Origin of the sequence: Microbacterium sp. RG1 (genome assembly GCF_005347485.1) — a bacterium.
Classification (GTDB): Bacteria; Actinomycetota; Actinomycetes; order Actinomycetales; family Microbacteriaceae; genus Microbacterium; species Microbacterium binotii_A.
The window spans coordinates 1,248,779-1,268,701 of the sequence record NZ_CP034121.1; the positions used below are offsets into that span (position 1 = coordinate 1,248,779).

At 69.4% G+C, this 19,923-nt stretch carries 21 protein-coding genes and 1 tRNA gene; 7 read left to right on the top strand and 15 right to left on the bottom strand.

Annotated features, from left to right (window positions below):
* Positions 1–4 precede the first annotated feature (4 nt).
* Together EHF32_RS06025 and EHF32_RS06030 are read right to left on the bottom strand one after the other, a co-directional pair.
* Positions 5–970 carry a hypothetical protein gene (locus tag EHF32_RS06025; protein WP_137417338.1) on the bottom strand — a complete coding sequence of 322 codons (966 nt, stop codon included), beginning with the start codon at positions 968–970 and terminating at the stop codon, positions 5–7.
* Positions 967–1,314: a GntR family transcriptional regulator gene (locus EHF32_RS06030; protein ID WP_137417339.1), complete on the bottom strand. Its 348-nt coding sequence runs from the start codon at positions 1,312–1,314 to the stop codon at positions 967–969. Before EHF32_RS06030 ends, EHF32_RS06025 begins: the two co-directional genes overlap by 4 nt.
* 39 nt (positions 1,315–1,353) lie before the next feature.
* Between EHF32_RS06030 and EHF32_RS06035 the strand changes: the two genes are divergently transcribed.
* The 3 genes from EHF32_RS06035 to EHF32_RS06045 all read left to right on the top strand — a co-directional run bounded on the left by EHF32_RS06035 (position 1,354) and on the right by EHF32_RS06045 (position 2,675).
* Positions 1,354–1,695, top strand: coding sequence for an SdpI family protein (locus EHF32_RS06035; RefSeq protein ID WP_137417340.1), 342 nt, complete (start codon positions 1,354–1,356; stop codon positions 1,693–1,695).
* Positions 1,692–2,213 carry a cupin domain-containing protein gene (locus EHF32_RS06040; RefSeq protein ID WP_161594066.1) on the top strand — a complete coding sequence of 174 codons (522 nt, stop codon included), beginning with the start codon at positions 1,692–1,694 and terminating at the stop codon, positions 2,211–2,213. The genes EHF32_RS06035 and EHF32_RS06040 overlap by 4 nt, the downstream gene beginning before the upstream one ends.
* A gap of 69 nt (positions 2,214–2,282) precedes the next feature.
* Positions 2,283–2,675: a hypothetical protein gene (locus tag EHF32_RS06045; protein WP_137417342.1), complete on the top strand. Its 393-nt coding sequence runs from the start codon at positions 2,283–2,285 to the stop codon at positions 2,673–2,675.
* Positions 2,676–2,694: 19 nt separating this feature from the next.
* Here EHF32_RS06045 and EHF32_RS06050 read toward each other — a convergent pair whose 3' ends face one another.
* The 9 genes from EHF32_RS06050 to EHF32_RS06090 all read right to left on the bottom strand — a co-directional run bounded on the left by EHF32_RS06050 (position 2,695) and on the right by EHF32_RS06090 (position 12,331).
* Positions 2,695–3,108 (bottom strand): pilus assembly protein TadG-related protein, encoded by a 414-nt coding sequence (locus tag EHF32_RS06050; RefSeq protein WP_137417343.1) that lies wholly within the window; start codon positions 3,106–3,108, stop codon positions 2,695–2,697.
* Positions 3,105–3,551: a TadE family protein gene (locus EHF32_RS06055; protein ID WP_337678155.1), complete on the bottom strand. Its 447-nt coding sequence runs from the start codon at positions 3,549–3,551 to the stop codon at positions 3,105–3,107. Before EHF32_RS06055 ends, EHF32_RS06050 begins: the two co-directional genes overlap by 4 nt.
* 4 nt (positions 3,552–3,555) lie before the next feature.
* Positions 3,556–3,951, bottom strand: a complete 396-nt coding sequence (locus EHF32_RS06060; protein ID WP_137417345.1) for a TadE family protein — start codon at positions 3,949–3,951, stop codon at positions 3,556–3,558.
* A gap of 3 nt (positions 3,952–3,954) precedes the next feature.
* Entirely contained in the window at positions 3,955–4,149 is a 195-nt protein-coding gene (locus EHF32_RS06065; RefSeq protein ID WP_137417346.1) for a hypothetical protein, read from the bottom strand.
* 38 nt (positions 4,150–4,187) lie between these two features.
* Complete coding sequence (locus EHF32_RS06070; protein WP_137417347.1) at positions 4,188–5,108, bottom strand: type II secretion system F family protein; 921 nt, start codon at positions 5,106–5,108, stop codon at positions 4,188–4,190.
* Positions 5,105–5,965 carry a type II secretion system F family protein gene (locus EHF32_RS06075; protein WP_137417348.1) on the bottom strand — a complete coding sequence of 287 codons (861 nt, stop codon included), beginning with the start codon at positions 5,963–5,965 and terminating at the stop codon, positions 5,105–5,107. Before EHF32_RS06075 ends, EHF32_RS06070 begins: the two co-directional genes overlap by 4 nt.
* Positions 5,965–7,125 carry a CpaF family protein gene (locus EHF32_RS06080; RefSeq protein ID WP_137417349.1) on the bottom strand — a complete coding sequence of 387 codons (1,161 nt, stop codon included), beginning with the start codon at positions 7,123–7,125 and terminating at the stop codon, positions 5,965–5,967. Before EHF32_RS06080 ends, EHF32_RS06075 begins: the two co-directional genes overlap by 1 nt.
* Before the next feature lie 91 nt (positions 7,126–7,216).
* Positions 7,217–7,822: a DUF4304 domain-containing protein gene (locus EHF32_RS06085; RefSeq protein ID WP_137417350.1), complete on the bottom strand. Its 606-nt coding sequence runs from the start codon at positions 7,820–7,822 to the stop codon at positions 7,217–7,219.
* 144 nt (positions 7,823–7,966) lie between these two features.
* Entirely contained in the window at positions 7,967–12,331 is a 4,365-nt protein-coding gene (locus tag EHF32_RS06090; RefSeq protein ID WP_238343807.1) for a family 43 glycosylhydrolase, read from the bottom strand.
* A gap of 222 nt (positions 12,332–12,553) precedes the next feature.
* Between EHF32_RS06090 and EHF32_RS06095 the strand changes: the two genes are divergently transcribed.
* The 3 genes from EHF32_RS06095 (at position 12,554) to EHF32_RS06105 (ending at position 14,186) form a co-directional block, all read left to right on the top strand.
* On the top strand, positions 12,554–13,276 hold the full coding sequence (locus EHF32_RS06095) for an alpha/beta hydrolase (protein WP_137417351.1): 723 nt from the start codon (positions 12,554–12,556) through the stop codon (positions 13,274–13,276).
* 76 nt (positions 13,277–13,352) lie between these two features.
* A tRNA-Leu gene (locus tag EHF32_RS06100) sits at positions 13,353–13,434 on the top strand.
* Positions 13,435–13,493: 59 nt separating this feature from the next.
* A complete protein-coding gene (locus EHF32_RS06105; protein ID WP_137417352.1) occupies positions 13,494–14,186 on the top strand; it encodes a DedA family protein in 693 nt (230 codons plus the stop codon).
* A gap of 15 nt (positions 14,187–14,201) precedes the next feature.
* Here the strand turns inward: EHF32_RS06105 and ku are convergent, their stop codons facing one another.
* Positions 14,202–15,065, bottom strand: a complete 864-nt coding sequence (gene ku / locus EHF32_RS06110) for a non-homologous end joining protein Ku (RefSeq protein WP_137417353.1) — start codon at positions 15,063–15,065, stop codon at positions 14,202–14,204.
* 115 nt (positions 15,066–15,180) lie between these two features.
* Here ku and EHF32_RS06115 point away from each other — a divergent pair, with 115 nt between their 5' ends.
* Positions 15,181–17,556 carry an ATP-dependent DNA ligase gene (locus EHF32_RS06115; protein ID WP_137417354.1) on the top strand — a complete coding sequence of 792 codons (2,376 nt, stop codon included), beginning with the start codon at positions 15,181–15,183 and terminating at the stop codon, positions 17,554–17,556.
* On the opposite strand, the gene EHF32_RS06120 is transcribed toward EHF32_RS06115, so the two are convergent.
* The 3 genes from EHF32_RS06120 to rph form a co-directional block, all read right to left on the bottom strand.
* A complete protein-coding gene (locus EHF32_RS06120) occupies positions 17,557–18,471 on the bottom strand; it encodes a cation diffusion facilitator family transporter (protein WP_137417355.1) in 915 nt (304 codons plus the stop codon).
* A gap of 79 nt (positions 18,472–18,550) precedes the next feature.
* Positions 18,551–19,147: an RdgB/HAM1 family non-canonical purine NTP pyrophosphatase gene (gene rdgB / locus EHF32_RS06125; protein ID WP_238343808.1), complete on the bottom strand. Its 597-nt coding sequence runs from the start codon at positions 19,145–19,147 to the stop codon at positions 18,551–18,553.
* Positions 19,144–19,890: a ribonuclease PH gene (rph, locus tag EHF32_RS06130; protein WP_137417357.1), complete on the bottom strand. Its 747-nt coding sequence runs from the start codon at positions 19,888–19,890 to the stop codon at positions 19,144–19,146. The genes rdgB and rph overlap by 4 nt, the downstream gene beginning before the upstream one ends.
* Positions 19,891–19,923: the final 33 nt, after the last annotated feature.

The window sequence follows — 19,923 nt, forward strand, 5'->3', positions numbered from 1 at the left end:
CGGATCACACTGAGTCCGCTCCGACCTCCTGCCCGCGCAGCGTATTCAGCAGCCTGGCGGGGTTGTCGGCATCCGCGAGACTGATCGCGAACTGCGTGCCGTCCACGCTCGTGATGACAAGCCCTGGACCGCTGCGCAGCACGAGCGCGGAGCGCCCCGGCATGATGCGGTAGCCCCATCCTCCCCACTCGCCGGGGTTCAGCTGTGCGGCTTCGGCGCGACGGATACGGTCCAGCGGGACGCGCTTGAGCGGAATGCGCAGCAGAAGCGATACGACGCGCAGGCCGCGCCAGTCCGCGCTCACGCGGATGCGGATGAAGGAGGCGAGCACCACGGTCGCGACGAGCAGGATGACCGGCGCGAGCCAGGCGGAGCCGAGCGATCCCGAGGCCGCGAGCGGGACGATGACGACGACGGCGATGGCCGCGACGACGATCGTGGCGTAGACGAAGATGTTCGCCGTGAAGGTGTGGCTCCATGCGCCGACCTCGCTCGGCGCGAGAGGCATCGTCTGCGCGCCCGGCTCCTCGGTCGCTCCTGGCCGCGGCGCCAGGGCGTAGGGAACGACCCCGTACAGGATGCAGAGCAGCAGCGGGATGATCCAGACACCGAGCACGGCGTCCTCAGCCGATCCCGCGTGCAGTGTCAGCCACGCGGGCACGAGCCAGCACGCCGCCGCGAGAGCGGCGGGCACGCCGAGCCAGAACATGCTCGCCCGCGTGGTGCGTGCGGTCAGCCGGGAAGCGGTGACGAGCACCGTTCCCGTGATCGCCGCCGCCGCAGCGACCCCGAGGACGATGACCAACACGGCGATGGTGGGGGCAGCGCCGTCGGCCGCCCCGAGATCGGACCAGTGCGTGGCGATGCGCTCGGGAAGCACCTCGCGCCACAGGAGCGCCGTGCCGGCGATCGCCAGCGCGGGCAGCGCGAGCGCGGTCAGCGCCGGCGTCCAACGAAGCCGCGCCCTCACGATGACTCCACGAGCCGCAGGATCTCCTGCGGGCTCAGTCCGATCTTGCGCGCCTCGGCGGCCAGTTGCCCGGCGAGCTCGGTGATCCGCACGAGCGTCGGGTTGGCCTCCGGACGCACCCACGCGCCGCGGCCCTGACGCATCTCGATGATGCCTTCGTCGCGCAGCCGCGCGTAGGCACGGAGGACCGTGTGCATGTTCACGCGCAGCGCGGTCGCCAGGTCGCGAGCGGCCGGAAGGCGATCCCCCGGCGCCAGCGCACCCGACACGATGCCGGCCCGCACCTGCAAGGCGATCTGGTCGGAGAGCGACAGCGAAGAAGCGTGATCGACGCGGAACAACATGTTTGCAATGTTAGTAGAACAATTGGCTAGGCTGAGGGCATGACAGGCGTGATCGTGTTCCCCGCTCTGCTCCTCGTCTCGGCCGTGCTCACCCAGCTCGCCGCGAGTGGCGTCCTGGGTAAGAACAGCCTCGCCGGCATCCGCACCCGGTCCACGCTGCGATCGCCGGCCGCCTGGACCGCTGCGCACCGCGCGGCGGCGCAGTGGGCATGGGCCGGCTTCGCCGCGAGCGCCGCGGCGGGCGCGGGCGCGCTCCTGCTCAGCGGCGTGGCAGCCGTCGTTCTCGCCGTCATCGTGGTGGTCGTGTTCATCGCGACCATCGTCGTGTCGCTGGCGGCGGCGATCCGTGCCGCTCGGGCATCTGCCATCCTCGAGGGATGACGCCCGACGCCCCCTCCCGCGCCGAGTACTGGCGACGCACGCTGCAGCTCGAGCCACTCCCCGTCGAGTCCGGGTGGTGGGCGCCGCGCTCCCGTTCCGAGCTGCCGGTCACCGAGGGTAAGGACACGCTGGCCGCGCACAACTCGATCTACTACCTGCTCGACGCCGAGCGTCCGGTCAACTACTGGCACCGGCTCGCATCCGACGACATCCACGTGCTCATCGAGGGCGGACCGGTCGAGTACCTACTCGCCACGGACGCGGGAACCATCGAACGGCACGTGCTCGGCACGAATGTAGATGCGGGTGAGCAGCCGATGGTGGTGTGCCCCGCCGGCACGACGAAGGCGCTCCGGCTCATCGATCCGCAGGGCTATGCGCTGATCGGCAGTGTCGTGACCCCGGGGTGGGCTCCGGATCGCGTCAGCTTTGTGGCGCCGGTCATCCCGGACGACCGGCACCCGTCATGGCTCGAGCCCGGCACGATCGCCGCGCTCACCTCGCCCGACGCGGTCTGAGATACCGGCGGTGTCCTCGCCGGAAGCAGAGTGCTTCGGATGTCGGATCGGACAACTAGCATCGGCTCCATGGGGATCGTGATGGCATGGCTGTTCGCGTGCGCGCCGCTCATAACAGCGATCGCAAGCCTGAAGCCGAATCGGCGTCTCTCGCTGAAGTGGGGACACTTTCGGACTGTGACATTCCTGTCGTGGTCAGCCGTCGCGCTCGGGACGGTCTCTCTTCTCATCGCCGTCGTCCGTCTGCTCCTCGGCCCCGAGTCGGCGGACTATTGGTTCTGGGGCGCCGTGTCAGTGATAGCGATCGCGGTGTTTCGACTCGCAGTCGATGTGTCGATCGCCGCACTCATGGTCAAGCCCATGCCGCGAGGTCCGGAATCACGTTCGCTGACACTCAAGACCATCGGCAAGGAAGTCGCGACGGCTTTCGGCGCCTTCTTCGGTCTCGCACCTTGGCTGTAGCGGAGCCAGCTCGGAGCATTCACCGAAGCGCCGTCCTGCTGGTGGCGGTCGCCTCGAGCGCGACGCCCTCGGGGACGAACATCGACACGAGCGGCGGATGCCAGACACCCGCCACCGTCACCTGCGCCGAGACGCCGTCGGGCGTCGTCGCCGACACCAGCGTCGCGTCACCCGAGAACGCCACCAGAGCCTCCGCCTGCTCGCGTACGCCGTCCCCGCTCAGCTCGGCCCGCGGAGCGCCGTCGACGATCGACAGCGTGAAGCCGTCCGCTCCTGCGAGGGCCGCCGCATCCGCCACCCCGTCCAGGCGCTTCTGCGCGAGATACAGGCTCGTCGCCGACACGCAGACGAAGATCGCGGCGAGCGCGAGCACGGCGTAGCCGACCACGAGAGGCAGGATGCTGCCCTCGTCGTCGTGCATGGCGCGCTTCATGGCGTCGTCCCCCAGAGGCGCGACACCTTCTGTACAGCGCTCGCCTCCACCGGAACGGATGCGAGCTGGTCGAGGCCGAGCACCGGGGGCACCAAGGGAAGGGGGACGTCCGTGCTGACGCTCAGGAGCAGCGTCGCCCCCGCGGAGGGGCACTCGACGCCGGCGGGCGCGCACTCCCAGCGCAACACGACCGCATCCGGATCGATGCCGTATTCCTCCGCCACGGCTGCCAGCACCAGGTCGGCACGGGCGGCCGCATCCTCCGCATTCGCCGCAGTGGACACCGCCCGGGCGACGTGGCGAGCCGCCGCCTCCACGCCGAGCGCCTGCGACTGGATCGCTCCGAGCGCGACGATCAGGTAAACGAGCGGTGCGAGGAGGATGAGGCCCGCCACGATGAACTCGAGCGACGCGTTGCCCTCGTCGTCGGCGAGCACCGACACAGGCTCAGTCGAAGCTCTCGTCCGGCGCATGAGCGGTCACCTCCAACGCCTCCGGCACGCCCCACAGGCCCGCGACCGGCAACGTGGCCCGCACCGTGATCTCCGTCGCGGGATAGCCGAAGCGCTGGGTCTCCGCCGCCTGGACGTCGACGGGATAGGCATCCCCCACGACCCGAGAGACGACATCTTCGGTGCGCGCGACCCCATCTGCGAGGCTCGTATCGGCGAGCGCGGCGTGATACGCGCCCTCTACCGCGGCATCGTGCACGACGTTGCGGATGTAGATGGCGAAGCCCAACTGGAGCACGGCAAGGGTCAGGAAGGTCAGGACGGCACCGACCAGCACGAACTCGACGGGGGCTGCCCCTTCGTCGTCGAGCAGCGGATGCCGGTCGGCCATCGTTCAGAACCCGCTGACGCGATCGATCGCCTGGGTGAACAGATCCGCGAGCGCGGGGCCCGCGAGCGCCCAGATCACGACGACCAGGCCCGCGGTCATCAACGTGATCAAGACCCAGCCAGGAACGTCGCCGCGTTCGTCGGCGAGGAGGTTCCCCCAGGCGGTTCTCAGGCGACGTATCGGTGATCGGTCGAACATGGTGCCCTCCTTCATGAGCACGAGTGGCCGGGCGGGGATCATGACAACCCCAGCCGCAGCAGGACGATGCCGGGGAACACAGCGATGAGCACGCTGAGCGGCAGGATGAGGAACACGAGCGGCAGCAGCATGTAGATTTCTTTGCGACCGGCCTTCTCGATGAGCACGCGCTTGGCGTCCTCGCGCGCATCGGCCGCCTGAGCCTGCAGCACCTGCGCGAGCGGTGCCCCGCGGTCGATGGCCGCGACGATCTGGTCGATGCTGCGGGAGACGGCGGGAGTGTCGATCGCCCGCCCGACGGAGGCGAGCGCGTCACTCAACGACGATCCCGTTCCGACATCCAGCACGGCACGGCGCAACTCCGTCACGATCTCGCCGGAGCCGACCGACGAGACGCGTCGGATCGCGTCGAACGCGCTCTCTCCGGCGGCGAGGCACAGCGCGAGAAACTCCAGAATGGTGGGCAGTTCCTCCGCCGCGCGCGCCGCGCGCGCCCGGACGGCCGCACCGAGACGCAGGTCGTAGCCGATCGCCCCCGCCGCGGCTCCGAGCAGAGGAAGGACGCCGACCGCGGGGGCGAAGGAGCCGGCGACGACAAGGGCGACGACCAGGACCGCCCCGGTGACGAGTCCGACGACGGCCCAGCTCAGCTGGCGCGCACGGAAGGCCGCCGCATCCATCGCCCATCCGGCACGTCGGAGCCGTACCTCGAGATCGGCCGCACCGCCCACGCGAGCACCCAGCCGGCGCACCAGCTTCTCCTCCGCGTCGCGCACGGGTGCGTGCAGCGGCGTCAGTCCGCGCGGGTCGGCGACGTCGCGCAGGTACGGTGCGATGCGGCGCCCGAGCGACACCGCACGCCACCGCGGCGTCGCCCAGAGGATCAGTGAGATCCCCGCACCCAGCGCCCCGCCGAGGAGCACCGCGAGAGCGACCTGGGTGACGCCGGCAGGGGTCATCCGAACCACCTCCGCGGCTCGGGGAGTCGGCCGACCGCCAGCATCATGCGGAATGCGAGGGCTGAGACGAGTGCGCCGACGACGATCAGCACGACTCCTTCCGGGCTCGAGTAAGCGGCGGAGCCTTCCGGTCGAAGCGCGAGCAACACGAGGATCACCCACGGTGCGACGAGCCCCAGTACCGCAGCGCCTCGCACCCACGACTGCCGAGCGTCCACTTCGGCGCGCACCGCCGCATCCGCCCGTACCGCGCTCGAGAGCGACCGCAGCACAGGCACCAGCTCGGTTCCGCCCACCTGGCGCGCCATCCGCAAGGTCTCCAGGATGCGGTCCGCCACAGGGTCAGACAGCGCCACCTTCACGCGATCGAGACTGGTCTCGAAGTGACCGGATGCGGCGAGGTCCCTTGCGAAACCCGCGAAGGCGGGTCGCAGGGGTGTGGGTGCGGAGGTCTGCAGCGAGGCGAGCGCGTCCGGCAACGCAAAGCCGGCTCGCACGGATGCGATGAGAAGGTCGCAGACGTCGGGCCAGAGTCCCCGCCGGATCTTGAGGAGCCGACGCGCTCGGCCGCGGAGCCACAGCACGGGTGCCGCCGCCCCCGCGAGCGCGGCGAGCAGGGCGAACGCCGGCACCTGTGTCAGCAGCCACGCGATCGCGGCGGCAAGGACAGTTGCTGCGGCACACGCGAGGATCAGCACACTGAGGGGCAGGTGCGCGAAACCCGCTTCCGCCAGGAGTACCGCGCCCCGAGATCTCCGCGGCGCGGGGCGGTCCGTCTTCGCACTCGCGGGCCACAGGCGAGGCGCGAGCATGAGGAGGATTCCGGCGCCGAGGAGCGCACCGAGCAAGATCGTCATCAGACCGCCTCGAACACGGGGACGACCTCGACCACACCATCGATGACATCGCCGGTCGTCTGCATCACCTCGACGACGTGCCGTGCGCCACGAGTGTCTTGGGCGCAGTGCACCACGAGGTCGATGCTGGACGCGATGGCTGGCACGACGAAGTCCCGATCGATGTTGCGTCCCGCCAGCAACGGAAGGGATGCGAGCTTGACGAGCGCGTCGCGCGCCGAGTTCGCATGGATGGTGGCGGCACCGGGCACACCGGTGTTGAGCGCGAGAAGCAGATCGAGCGCCTCCGCGTCGCGCACCTCCCCGATGATGAGGCGATCGGGCCGCATCCGGAGCGCTTCTTTCACGAGCCGTCGCAGCGTCACCTCGCCCGTTCCTTCGAGGCTCGGCTGGCGACCCTGGAGCGCCACGATGTCGTGCGCGTCGACCGCGAGCTCGAACGTCTCCTCGACCGTGATGATGCGCTGGTGCGGAGCGCACTCGGCGATCAGGGCCGCGAGCATCGTGGTCTTGCCCGCGTGGGTTGCACCGGAGACGAGGATGCTGTCGCCGTGGCGCATCGCGCGGCTCAGCCGTTCGGCCACGTGCGGCGGCAGCGTGCCCGTGGCGACGAGCTGCGCCAGCCGACGGTAGCGCGGCAGGAACTTGCGGATGTTGACCGCCCAGTGCCTGCGGGTGATGCCGCCGATCACGACGTGCAGACGACTCCCGTCGGGAAGCGACGCATCGACGAACGGCTGACTCAGATCGACACGTCGCCCCGTCGCGTGCAGCATCCGCTCGACGAGTTCACGCACCTGCGCCTCGGTGAGCACCACGCCGGTCCGCTCGGAGCGACCCTCGCGAGCCACGAACACCCGGTCGGGGGCGTTGATCCAGACCTCCTCGACCTCCGGATCGTCGAGCAGGGGCTGGAGATGCCCGTAACCGGCGACGGTCGCGAGCACACCGCGGACGGATGCGTCTTCGTCGTCGAGCGTTGCCGCGCCCCGCGCGAGAGCCGCATCGTTGTGCCGGCGTACCTCGGCCCGAGCCAGCCGCTCTCCCGCCTCGGGATCCCGCGTCGGGTCGATGCCATCCGCACGCAGACGCGCCCGCACCCGTTCGGCGAGCGTTGCCTCAGCGGGCATCGCATCGCGGAGAGCGGACGACGGTGACATGCGCAGCATCCTGAACGGGACGCGTCCCCGCGCGCTGGAGTTATCCACAGCCACCGCACAGGAACGCCCGGCGGAAGGCTGGAGCGTCGAGTCAGTCAGGCAGACTCAGCCCGTGCCGAGTCGCGACAGTCGCGAACTGCGCGCGAAGGCGAGGCCACCTCTCTTCCTCGCCGAACGTCGCCAACGCCTGCCGGTACTGTGCGGTGCGCTCAGCCTCGTTCGCGGTCACGCACCACCAGGCGAACAGGTCGACGTCGAGCCCGGCGCTCACAGCGAGCTTCGCCGCCGCAAGCGCGTCCGCGGAGCGGATGGCATCAAGGTGATCTGAGAGGATCTCCATCGCCTCGCGCAGCCGCCGCACCAGCTCATCCTGCGACCACGCTTCGAGATCGATCCACTGCGACGGCCAGTCGACGACGTCCTCGAAACGCTGACGGTACTGCGCCGTGCCCGCCGCCATCGAGGCCGGTACCGACCGGCCGATCGCCTCATCGAACGCGGGAACGTACGCCGCCACCTCGATGTAGATGCGCAGATGATCCCTACCATTGCCGTGGCTGCGTTGCAGGGCGATCTCGTGCGCCGCATCCGGCGTCTCACGCATCCAGGTGAGACGTCTCTTGCGATAGCCGCGCGGCTTGAGCACAGGCACGACCGCCTCGGCCACCAGCGCCCCCAAGCGAGCTTCCAGGTCCATGCTCTCGACACTCCCCACATGTGTTGCCCTGGCCGCAGCGTATCGCTCAGGATGGCGGTCTGCCGTGGCCGAGGGGAGACACCGGGACCGACACGATATGCCCCGAAAGGCATACCGTGTCGGCCCCGTCTATTCAGCGAGCGATCAGGCCGCCCGGCGACGCGGACGGCGCAGGAACCACGCCATTCCGCCGGCCACGATCAGCAGCGACCCCAGGAGCGCGACACCCAGGGGTCCCTGCGCTCCCGTCGCCGCGAGCTGCCCCGCCGGAACGACGGTGATCAGCTGACGAGCGATCTCCGATCCATCAGCACCGAAGACCACGATCGTGTGGATTCCGGCGGGCAGATCAGCGGGGATCTGCACGTCGAACACCACGGTGCCGGTCGAGTCGGCCGCGGGGATGCCCGCGATCCGGATGGGATCGCTGCGCAGCTCCGCCGTGACCTGCTCACCGGGAGCAAGACCCGTCACGGTCACCTTCACGATGCCGCCACGCTCGACGGTCGACGTCGAGACCGACGCACGAGGAGCAATAGGCTCCTGAGTCGGCTGCGGCGAAGCAGAACCGCTCGGCTGCGGCGACGGCGAGCCACTCGGCTCCGGCGACGGCGAGCTGCTGGGGTCGGGCGAAGCCGAGCCGCTGGGCTCGGGCGACGGCGACGGCGACTCACTCGGCTCCGGGTCGGGACCGGTGCCCGGTACCGTCCGCGGCTCCACACCGGTGAGGGTTGGAACCACCGGCTGGAACAGTCCGTCGGAGCCGATCTGGATGCGGTCGATCGTCGTCTCACGGTGCGTGCCGTCACCACCCGGGATCGCGAACCGGTGGTACGCGATGTACCACTCGTCGGTGCCCGGGACATTGATGATCGAACTGTGCCCCGTGCCGAGGATCCCCTGCGTGGTGTCCTTCTGCAGCAGGATGCCGCGGTAGGTCCACGGTCCGTCGACACTCGCCGAGGTGGCGTAGCCCACGCGATAGTTCGGTGAACCCGTGTCGTCGATCGAGTACGTCAGGTGGTACAGCCCGTCGCGGTAGTTCATGAACAGCCCCTCACGGAAGTCGGTCAGACCCGAGATCCGCTTGGTCGTGCCGGGCACGATGCTGGTCATGTCGTCCGACAGCTCGCCGTACAGCGGGCTGCCGTTGCCCCAGAACAAGTAGTACTTACCCGAGACCGGGTCGTGGAACGCGGCCGGGTCGATGGCCTGCCCGCTCGTGACGCTCTCGTCGTTGCGGATCATCGGCAGATCCTGGGCCGTGAACGGACCCTCGGGGCTGTCGGCGACCGCGACGCCGATCATCTTGCGGTTGGCGTTCGGCTCGTGACCACTGAAGTAGAAGTAGTACTTGCCGCCCTTCTCGATGATCGTCGGCGCCCACGCGTTGCCCGTCGCCCACGGCACGTTTCCGTTCGCGCCGTCGAGCGTCAGGAAGGGCTCGGTCGACCGCGTCCAGTCCACGAGGTTGGTGGACTTCCAGACGTAGAACGTGTTGCCGCCCCATCCGGGAACGCCGTCGCTCGTCGCGTAGATGTAGTACGTGTCGCCGAACACCGCGATGTTCGGGTCGGCGTACAGACCCGGCAGCACGGGGGTCTTCACCTCGACCGCCTTGAGCGTCCACACGACGTTCTCCGCACCATCCCGCGACAGCGTCACGGTCACCGGAGCGGTGAGGTTGCGCACCGAGCCGGATGCGGGCGAGGTGGTCACACCCTCCGCCGTCGCGTAGACGGGGCGGAGCTTCGTGAGGTCCGTGCCGCGGTTGACCGGGAAGGTCACCGTGCGGTTGGCCACATCCACGATCGGCGCCATCTTCAGCACCGACGGGTCAGCGAGGCTCACGCCGCCGAGCACCTCGGTGTTACCCGAACGCTCCACGACCTCGCCCGGCGAGAGCGCCCGGTTGTAGAGCACGAAGTCGCTCACCTGGCCGCGGAAGAGGTTGTCGTCGTTGTAGACCGACTTGCCAATGTAGTTGGCGAGCGTACGGCCTCCCCCGATGTCACCGGGGTCCACGGCCACGTCGTCGTTCTGGGCGACCTGCACACCGTTGAGATACAGCCGGGCGGTGTTGCCACTCAGCGTGTACACGAGGTGCACCCACTCCCCGCGCGGCAAAGCGGATGCGGATGTGGCGTTGCGCTCACCCGTCCAGTTACCCGTGGTGATGGCCCCGCGGTAGGTGTCGTTGCCGGTGGAGAACAGGTAGCCGTTGCCCTTGCCGTCGCCGCCGGTGTTGCCGAAGGAGTACAGGAAGTACGGGTTGCGCTGCGCCGCGTCGATCTTCACGCGGGTCTCGACCGTCACATCCGTGAGGCCCGCCAGCAGGTTGTCAGGCAGATCGACGTAGTCGTTCGAGCCGTCGAAGGTCAGTGCACCGTTCGAGAACGTGGCACCGCCCTGGATGGTGGCGTCGCGCCCGGCACCCGAGCGGTCGTGCAGCGTGGTGCCCGACCCGTCGGTGAAGTCGTAACGCACGACCTCGCCGTCCTCGTTCGCCGAGATCGGCTGCGGCAGGTTGGCGCGCAAAGCGGTGAGCTCCGCAGCCGTCACCGGCACCACCGTGCCGTGGCGGGGGCTGGCGGGCAGACGGTAGTTCGCCGGCACCTGCCAGTCCGGGGCGGCGATGTCGTCGGTGGCGAGCGGGATGTAACCGCGGCCGCCGTACTCGTCGACGAAGAGGTAGTACTTCTCGCCGTTCACGTCGCCCGGGTTCGCCTTGAACACCGACGGCCCCTCGACCGCACCGGTTCCGGCGTCGCGGCCGATGCACGAGTCCTCCATCGTCCAGCCCGACAGCGGCGCGCGCAGGTCGGTCGAACGCTCCTGGATGATGTCGCTGCAGCCCGTGCCGCCGGCGCCCTCATCCTTCGTGAAGCGGTGGTAGACACCATCCGCCTTGATGACCGTCGAGTCGATGCGCGACAGGCCGTCGTCCTGCCAGATCTTGGTGTCGCTGAAGGTGACGAAGTCGCGCGTGGTGGCGTACAGCATCCGGTTGTAGGTGTTGCCGGTGTGATTGACGTCGTCTTCGGCATAGAGCTTGGAGGCCCAGAAGACGACGTACTCGCCGATCGACTCGTCGTAGTAGGCCTCGGGGGCCCACGTGTTGCCGGCGGTGTCGGGCGAGACCTTCACGTGGCGCTGCTCGCTCCAGGTGATGAGGTCGTGCGACTCCCACACCTCGATGTACTTCGAGCCGGTGCGCTGCGAGCGGTCCCAGTTGCCGTCGCGGCCGATCGAGAGGTCGGTCGCGATCAAGTAGAACGTGTCGCCCTCCGGAGAGCGGATGAGGAACGGGTCGCGCAGACCCTTCTCGCCGTAGTTCGAGGCGAGCGTGTAGTTGCCGTTGTTCAGCTCGGTCCACGACAGCGCGTTGTTGCCGTTGCTGGCCGCGAAGTAGATGTTCTCGCCCTCTACAGAGTTGCCGGTGAAGTAGGCGAACGTGTACCCCTCGAACGGCGCCAGCTCGACCGCGGCGCGCACCGTCAGCGCGATGTCGCGCGTGCGGGTGGTGTTGCCCTTGGTGACGCTGGCGGTGACGGTCACCGCCTGATCGCTCGAGCCGCGGGTGACGACGCCGTCCGTCTCGACGACGCCCGGGTTCGATGACGACCACGAGACGTCGAGGCCCTTCGACGAGCCGGGGAGCGTGATGTTGCCGCGCACGTCGTCGGCGTTCGGCACGGACAGGGCGGCGAGCGCCGCATCCACGGCCTCCGACTCTCCTGGCACGGGCGGGACGTAGACCAGGTCGCCCACCTCGTTCGCGCTCAGTGCGCGGTCGTACAGCCGGAAGTCACGGACACTGCCCGCGAGCAGGCGGTCGGCGTTGTACGCGGAGCGGCCGATGTAGTTGGCCGTCGTCGTTCCCTGACCGATGTCACCCGGCTTCGTCGTCGTCTGCGTGTTGACGGCGACCTGCACGCCGTCGAGGTAGATGCGCGACGTGTCGGTCGCATCGTCCAGCGTGTAGGTGAGGGTCTTCCAGACGTCACGGGGCACATTGCTCCCGCTGTTGGGCCCCTGCTCCGTGCTCCAGTTGCCGATGCCGACGGCGGCACGGTACGGCGTCGAGGTGGCGAACAGGTAGCCGTCGCCGATGCCGTTCGTCGTGTTGCCGAAGTTCCAGAGGAAGTGGTTGCCCGTCTGCTCCGCGCGTACCAGCACCTGGGCGCTGACCGTCACCGAAGACAGCCCCCGCAGCAGGTCGTTGGGCAGCTTCACGTAGTCGTCGGAACCGTCCAGACGCACACCCTCCGCGCCGGTCAGCGTCGGTGAGCCCACATAGGCCGCGTTGCGCGCATTGCCCGACGAGTCGACCGCAACGGTGCCGCTCGTCTCATCGAGCGCGTAGTGCGCGACGAGGCCGGTCGGGGTGTCGGCGTGGGCGATCAACGGACTGACGAGTGGCGCGGCGACCAGTGCCGCGAGGACGGGGACGGCGAGCGTCCGGGATGTTCGGCGGCGCAAGGGGGCCGCCCGGTGCAACGTGGGCACGGGCTACGGTCCTTTCGGGGGCATCTTCGCTGTGACCGACGACGACGTCGGTTCTCCGAATGTTAGCGCTCACTCCGACCGTGTGTCAGCTTCGATTTCCGGGAGCGCTCCCGCCGGGTGCCGAGTTTGTCGAACGGCATTGCTCGCGGGCGAGCAAGACGGGGCGGGTGTCGCGCCGTAGCGTCGGCCGCACCATCCATCCCCGAAGCAAGGAGTTGTCCCGTGGCCACACCCACCATCGTCCTGGTGCACGGCGCGTTCGCCGACGCCGCCAGCTGGGCGCCCGTCACCCGTGAGCTGCTCGACCGCGGCTACGACGTGCGCGTTCCCCCCGTCTACAACCGCAGCCTCGGCGAGGATGCCGCATCCATCAAGGCGTTCGTCGAGACCATCGACGGCGACGTCGTGCTGGCGGGTCACTCCTACGGCGGAGCGGTCATCACCGTCGCCGGCGAGGCCGCGAACGTCGTCGCCCTCGTCTACGTCTCGGGCTACGTGCTCGAGGTCGGCGAGAGTCTCGGCCAGCTGCAGGGCGGTTTCCCCGACTCCGAGCTCGCCGCCAACCTGGTCTACACGCCGTACCCGGTGCCCGGCAGTGACGAGCCCGGCACCGACGTATCGGTCGCGATCGCCGCGTTCCCCGAGGTCTTCGCCGCCGGCGTGGACCTCGCGCGCACCCAGGTACTCGCCGTCTCGCAGCGACCGCTGTCGGCGGCGGCGTTCTCCGAGCCCGCGACCTTCGCCGCTTGGAAGACCAAGCCGGCGTGGGGCATCGTCTCCAGCGAGGACCACACGATCAATCCCGAGGTCGAGCGCTTCGGCTACACGCGTGCCGGCCTTCGCGGCATCGTGGAGCTTCCCGCCCCCCACCTCGCGATGCAGAGCCACCCGACCGAGGTGGCGGATCTCATCGAGACGGCGGTCAGCGAGGTCACCGCGTCCTGACGCGACCTGTGCGTCGCCGCCGACCCGCGGCGACGCACAGGTGATCCGAAGCGCGCTGGATAGACTGTCCCCACCCGCGGGAGTGGTGAAATTGGCAGACACGCAGGATTTAGGTTCCTGTGCTTTCGAGCGTGTGGGTTCAAGTCCCACCTTCCGCACGGGGACGGGGGCGTGCGACCCGCGCCCCGCATCCTGACATCCGATCGACGGGACGCCCGTGCACTCCATCGCCCTCATCCCCTGGCTCTCCCCCGAGACGATCATCGCGGCGGCCGGCCCCTGGGCTCTCGCCGTGGTCTGCTTCATCGTGTTCGCGGAGACAGGACTGCTCATCGGCTTCCTGCTGCCCGGCGACACGCTGCTCATCATCTCCGGATTGCTCTCGCACTCCTCGGATGTGGCACCCAATGGTGTCTTCGGCGTGAACGTCTGGGTCGTGGCCCTGCTGATCGGCCTCGCTGCCTTCGTCGGTGGCGAGGTGGGCTACCTCATCGGCCACAAGGGCGGCCCGGCAATCTTCGAGCGCAAAGAGTCGGGACTGTTCAGCAAGAAGAACGTCGAGCGCACGAACGCGTTCTTCGAACGCTTCGGCGGGCTGACCGTCATCTTCGCCCGGTTCGTGCCGATCGTGCGCACCTTCGCGCCCGTCGCCGCCGGTGTCGGCCACATGCCGTGGCGCAAGTACAGCCTGTACAACCTCATCGGCGCCATCCTCTGGGGCTTCGGGCTCACGATGATCGGATTCCTGGTCGGCTACATCCCCTGGGTCGCGCACATCGTCACCGAGTACATCGACATCATCCTCATCGGCGTCGTGGCGATCACCGCAGCCGTCACTCTCTGGCACTACTTCCGCGAGCGCGCCAAGGTCAAGAAGGAGCAGCGCGACGAGGCCGTCTCGGGCGAGTAAGCCCGCCGCATCCGGTCACGACGCCTTCGAGCTCTTCTTCCGCTTCGCCGCGGGCTTGTCGTCGCTCTTGGATGACGCGTCCTTCTTGGACGCCCGACTGCGCTCGACGCTGGCTCGCAGCGCCGCCATGAGGTCGATGACCTCGCCGCCGTCCTTCCCCTCGTCGCCCTCCTCGCCGAAGGTGGCCGAGGTGTCGACGCTCTCGCCCTTCTCGAGCTTCGCCTCGATCAGCGTGCGCAACTGCTCCTGATACTCGTCGCGGAACTCGGTGGGATCGAAGTCGGACGAGAAGCTGTCGACGAGCGCCGCCGAGAGCTCGAGCTCCTTGGCGGAGATCTTCACGTCCTCGTCGAGCGACGGGAAGGATGCCTCTCGCACCTCGTCGGCCCAGAGCAGCGTCTGCAGCACGAGCACGTCACCGCGTACGCGCAGCGCGGCCAGCCGCGTCTTCTGGCGCAGGGAGAACTGGACGATCGCGGTGCGGTCCGTCTGCTCGAGCGTGCGCCGCAGCAGCACGTACGCCTTCGGCGACGACGAGTCCGGCTCGAGGTAGTACGCCTTGTCGAGGGTGAGCAGATCGACCTGATCGCTCGGCACGAACTCGACCACCGAGATCTCGCGCGATTTCTCCGCCGGCAGCGACTCCAGGTCCTCCTTCGTGAGCACCACCGTGCGGTCGCCGTCGTCGTATGCGCGGTCGATGTCGGCGTACGGCACCACCTCGCCGTCGAGCTCACAGACACGCTGATACCGGATGCGGCCGCCGTCCGCCGCGTGCACCTGGTGCAGCGAGACGTCGTGGTCCTCGGTCGCCGAGTACACCTTCACCGGCACGTTCACGAGCCCGAACGCGACCGCGCCCTTCCATATCGACCTCATAGGCCTAGTAGACATCCGCGCAGCGCACCGCGGCTAGGGGTTGCGGGCCTGTTGCATCCGATGTGCGAGGGCGCAACGGGTGCGCGCCGGACGCACCGGACGGCAGGATGGGCGCATGTCCGCACGTGAGCAGACCGTCGACGTGGAGGGTCGCCGCATCCGCGTCAGCCATCTCGACAAGGTGCTCTATCCCGCCACCGGCACCACCAAGGCCGAGGTCATCGACTACTACGCGCGCATCGCCCCGGCGCTGCTCCCCCACCTCGATGGCCGCCCCGTGACCCGCAAACGCTGGCCGGACGGCGTGGACGCCGAGTCCTTCTTCGCGAAGAACCTCGAGCGCGGCGCGCCCGAATGGCTACGCCGTCAGAGCATCGAACACTCCACCGGCACGAAGGAGTACGTGCTCGTCGACGACGTTGCGACCCTGGTGTGGCTCGCGCAGACAGCGAGCCTCGAGTTGCACACCCCGCAGTGGCGCTTCGACGCGGACGGACTCCCCTCGCACCCCGACCGGCTCGTCCTCGACCTGGACCCCGGCGACGACATCGACCTGCCCACGGTGGCCGAGGTCGCGCGATGGGCGCGCGAGATCCTCACGGATGCGGGCCTCACGCCCTTCCCGGTCACGAGCGGCAGCAAGGGCATCCACCTGTACTGTGCGCTCCCGGCCGGCCAGACGAGCGAGGCGGCGTCCGCGCTGGCGAAGGAGCTCGCGCGGTCGCTCGAAGCGGATCACCCCGACCTCGTCGTCAGCAGCATGTCGAGGGCCCTGCGTCCAGGGAAGGTCTTCGTCGACTGGTCGCAGAACAACGGCAAGAAGACGACCATCGCGCCGTACTCCCTGCGCGGGCGGGCGCGGCCGACGGTGGCGGCGCCGCGCACCTGGGAGGAGCTGGACGACCCCGGCCTCGCGCAGCTCGATCTGACACAGGTGCTCACACGCGCCGAGACGGACGGCGATCTCCTCGCGCCGCTGCGCCCCCGACGCGGTGCCGCCGACCCGCTGCGCACCTACATCTCCAAGCGATCCGCAGACCGCACGCCCGAGCCGGTTCCCTCAGACCCCGCCGCCGACGCGGCATCCGGGGGCGCGCTCCGCTTCGTCATCCAGGAGCACCACGCCCGGCGCCTGCACTACGACCTCCGGCTCGAGCACGACGGCGTCTACGTGAGCTGGGCCGTGCCCAAGGGTGTGCCGGAGACGACGAAGCGCAATCACCTCGCGGTCATGACCGAAGACCACCCGCTCTCGTACGGCACCTTCGAGGGCAAGATCCCCGCAGGGGAATACGGCGCGGGCGAGGTGACGATCTGGGACACCGGCACCTACGAGGCGGAGAAGTGGCGACCGGACGAGGTCATCTTCACCGTCACGGGGCGGGAGGGCGGCCCCCTGGGTACCGTCCGGCTCGCTCTCATCCGCACCGACGGCGAGGGTGAGAGATCGACCTGGCTCCTGCACCGGATGAAGGACGAGGCGGTGGCGGCCGCATCCGCTGCGCCATGGCCGGACGAGCTCTCGCCGTCTCGCCTGCGCCCGATGCTCGCCGAGAACTCCACATCCGGCCTGGCGGCAGCCGCTACCCGACGATGGGGCGAGCCGTGGGCGGAGATGAAGTGGGACGGCGTGCGCGCCCTCGCGTTCTGGGACGGCGAGCGGATGCTGCTGCGCGCCCGCAGCGGAACCGACATCACCGACCGATACCCCGAACTCACCGCGGACCCCGGCCTCGGGCGCGCCGCCTGCATCCTCGACGGGGAGATCGTCGCCCTGGATGAGCGCGGACGGCCCAGCTTCCCGGTGCTGCAGTCCCGCATGCACCTCACGAAGGCGGGGGAGATCCGGCGCGAGGCGGAACGCGTCCCCGTGCACCTGCACGTGTTCGACGTGCTCGCGCTCGACGGAGAGGACCTCACCGCCCTCCCGCTGCGCGAGCGCCGCACGCACCTCGATGGCCTGGCCCGTGATCTGAATCCCCCGTGGATCGTGCCACCGGTGTTCGACGACCTGGATGCGGCGCTGGAGGCCAGCACCGCGTTCTCCCTCGAGGGCGTCATGGTGAAGAACCCGGCGTCCGTGTACCGGCCGGGGCGGCGCAGCGACCAGTGGCTGAAGATCAAGCACGTCGCCGCGCAGGAGGTGGTGATCGGCGCGATCCGGCCCGGTCGCCACGGCCGCGGCGGCATCGGGTCGCTGCTGATGGGCGTGCCTTCGCCCGAGGGGCTGCGCTATGTGGGCCGAGTGGGAACGGGCTTCAGCGAGCGGGAGCTGCGCCGACTCGACGAGGTGCTGCAGCCGTTGCGGACCGACGCTTCCCCGTTCCTCGACGTGCCGCGTGCCGACGCCTCGGACGCCCTGTGGGTGCGCCCGGAGGTCGTCGCCGAGGTCGGCTACGCCGAGGTCACGCCCGACGGCAGGCTGCGCCAGGCGCGCTGGCGTGGTCTCCGTCCCGACAAGGGCCCCGACGAGGTGCGCGACGAGGCGTGATCAGGCGTGCGCCTCGTGCTCGACGTGATCGGCGGGCTCGAGCTGGAAGGTCGAGTGCTCGACGTCGAAGTGCTTCGCGAGGCAGCCCTGCAGATCGCTGAGGATGCGGGCGGCGCCGCCCGTGGCGTACGCCTCTTCGTCCACCACGACGTGCGCCGTGAACACGGGCGCACCGCGGGTGAGCTGCCACACGTGCAGGTCGTGGACGGCGACGACACCCGGCGTGCCGAGGATGTGGGCGCGGATCGTGTCGACCTCGACCCCCTTCGGCGTCGCCTCGCTCAGCACCGAGACGACCTCGCGCAGCAGTCCGATGGCGCGCGGCACGATCATCGCCGCGATGAGCAGCGACGCGATCGCGTCGGCCGGCAGCCAGCCGGTCAGCAGGATGACGACGGCGGCGACGATCACCGCGACCGAGCCGAGCAGGTCGCCGAGCACTTCGAGATACGCACCGCGCACGTTGATGCTCGTGCGCTGCGCTGCGCCCAGCAGCCACATCGCGACGGCATTCGCGATCAGGCCGACGGCGGCGACGCCGAGCATGAGTCCGCCGGCGACCTCCGCCTCGGCCGGGTTGATGAGCCGCGTGATGGCTTCGACGCCGACCCACAGCGAGAGCCCGAGCAGGATCACGCCGTTGGCGAGAGCACCGAACACCTCGGCGCGCTGATAGCCGAACGTGCGGCGGTCGTTGGCAGGGCGCGCCGCCACGGCGCTGGCGATCAGCGCGATGACCAGGGCTGCCGCATCCGTCAGCATGTGTGCGGCGTCCGCGAGCAGCGCCAGCGACCCGGACAGGATCGCGCCGACGACCTGCACGACGAACACCGTCGAGGTGATCCCGAGCGAGATCGCGAGCAGGCGGCGGTTGCTGCCGCCGCGGACTCCGGATGCGGGCGCGTGATCGTGCATGGCACCAGGCTAGGCGCCGCGTCACGCCCTCAGCCGGTTTGCGCGCAATCGGGAACGAGAGTGATTCTCGCTCCCGCGGTCAGAGCTCGCTCAGCAGCGGTCCGAGCTCGGCGAAGGCGCGTGCGCGGTGCGACGCGGCGTTCTTCTCGGCGGCCGAGAACTGACCGACCGTGCGCTCCGTGCCGGACTGGCCGTCGGGGATGAAGATCGGGTCGTAGCCGAATCCGCCGGAGCCGTCCGCGGCGAGCGCGAGCCGGCCCGGCCAGACGCCCTCGACGACGTGCTCGGCACCGCCGGGCATGACGAGGGCGATCGTGGAGACGAACTGCGCGGTGCGGTGGGGGTCGGCGATGTCAGAGAGCTGATCGAGCAGCAGCTCGAGGTTGGCTGCGGCATCCTTGCGGTGCCCGGCCCAGTAGGCCGAGAACACGCCCGGCGCTCCCCCGAGCACGTCGGCGCAGATACCCGAGTCGTCGGCCAGCGCGGGAAGCCCGGTGTAGGCGGCTGCCGCGCGGGCCTTGATCAGCGCGTTGGCCGCGAAGGTCACGCCGTCCTCGACGGGTTCCGGCCCGTCGTAGCCGATGACGGTGAGGTCGGGGCGGGTCGCCTGCACGATGGCGCGGAACTCCTCGACCTTGTGCGGGTTGTGCGTGGCGAGCACCACGCGGTCGGTCACGCCTCGTCTCCCGCTGAGAGCGCCGCGGTCTGCGCCTGAGCGAGCTCGCCGCATCCGGCGACCGCCAGCTCCAGCAGAGCGTCGAGCTCCCGCTTGTCGAACGGCGCCCCCTCGGCGGTTCCCTGCACCTCGACGAAGAGCCCACGACCGGTCACGACGACGTTCATGTCGGTCTCGGCGCGCACGTCCTCGACGTACGCGAGGTCGAGCATCGGCTCACCGTCGATGATGCCGACGGAGACGGCGGAGACGGAGTCGAAGAGCACCTGCGCCTTCTGCCCGATGAACTTCTTGCGGCGTCCCCACTCGATCGCGTCGGCGAGGGCGACGTAGGCGCCGGTGATCGCCGCGGTGCGCGTGCCGCCGTCGGCCTGCAGCACGTCGCAGTCGATGACGATCGTGTTCTCGCCCAGCGCCTTCGTGTCGACGACCGCGCGAAGCGCCCGGCCGATCAGGCGCGAGATCTCGTGCGTGCGCCCGCCGATCTTGCCCTTGACGCTCTCGCGGTCGTTGCGATCGTTCGTGGCGCGCGGCAGCATCGCGTACTCAGCGGTGATCCAGCCCTTGCCCTTGCCGGTGAGCCAGCGCGGCACGCCGTTCGTGAACGACGCCGTGCACAGCACCTTGGTGTTGCCGAACGAGATGAGCGCGGACCCTTCGGCCTGGCTCGACCAGCCCCGCTCGATCGTCACGGGACGCAGCTGCGAGACGGTGCGCCCATCGGCGCGGGTGATGTCGGTCATCGTTCTCCTCGGGTAGGGCGGATGCGGGAAATC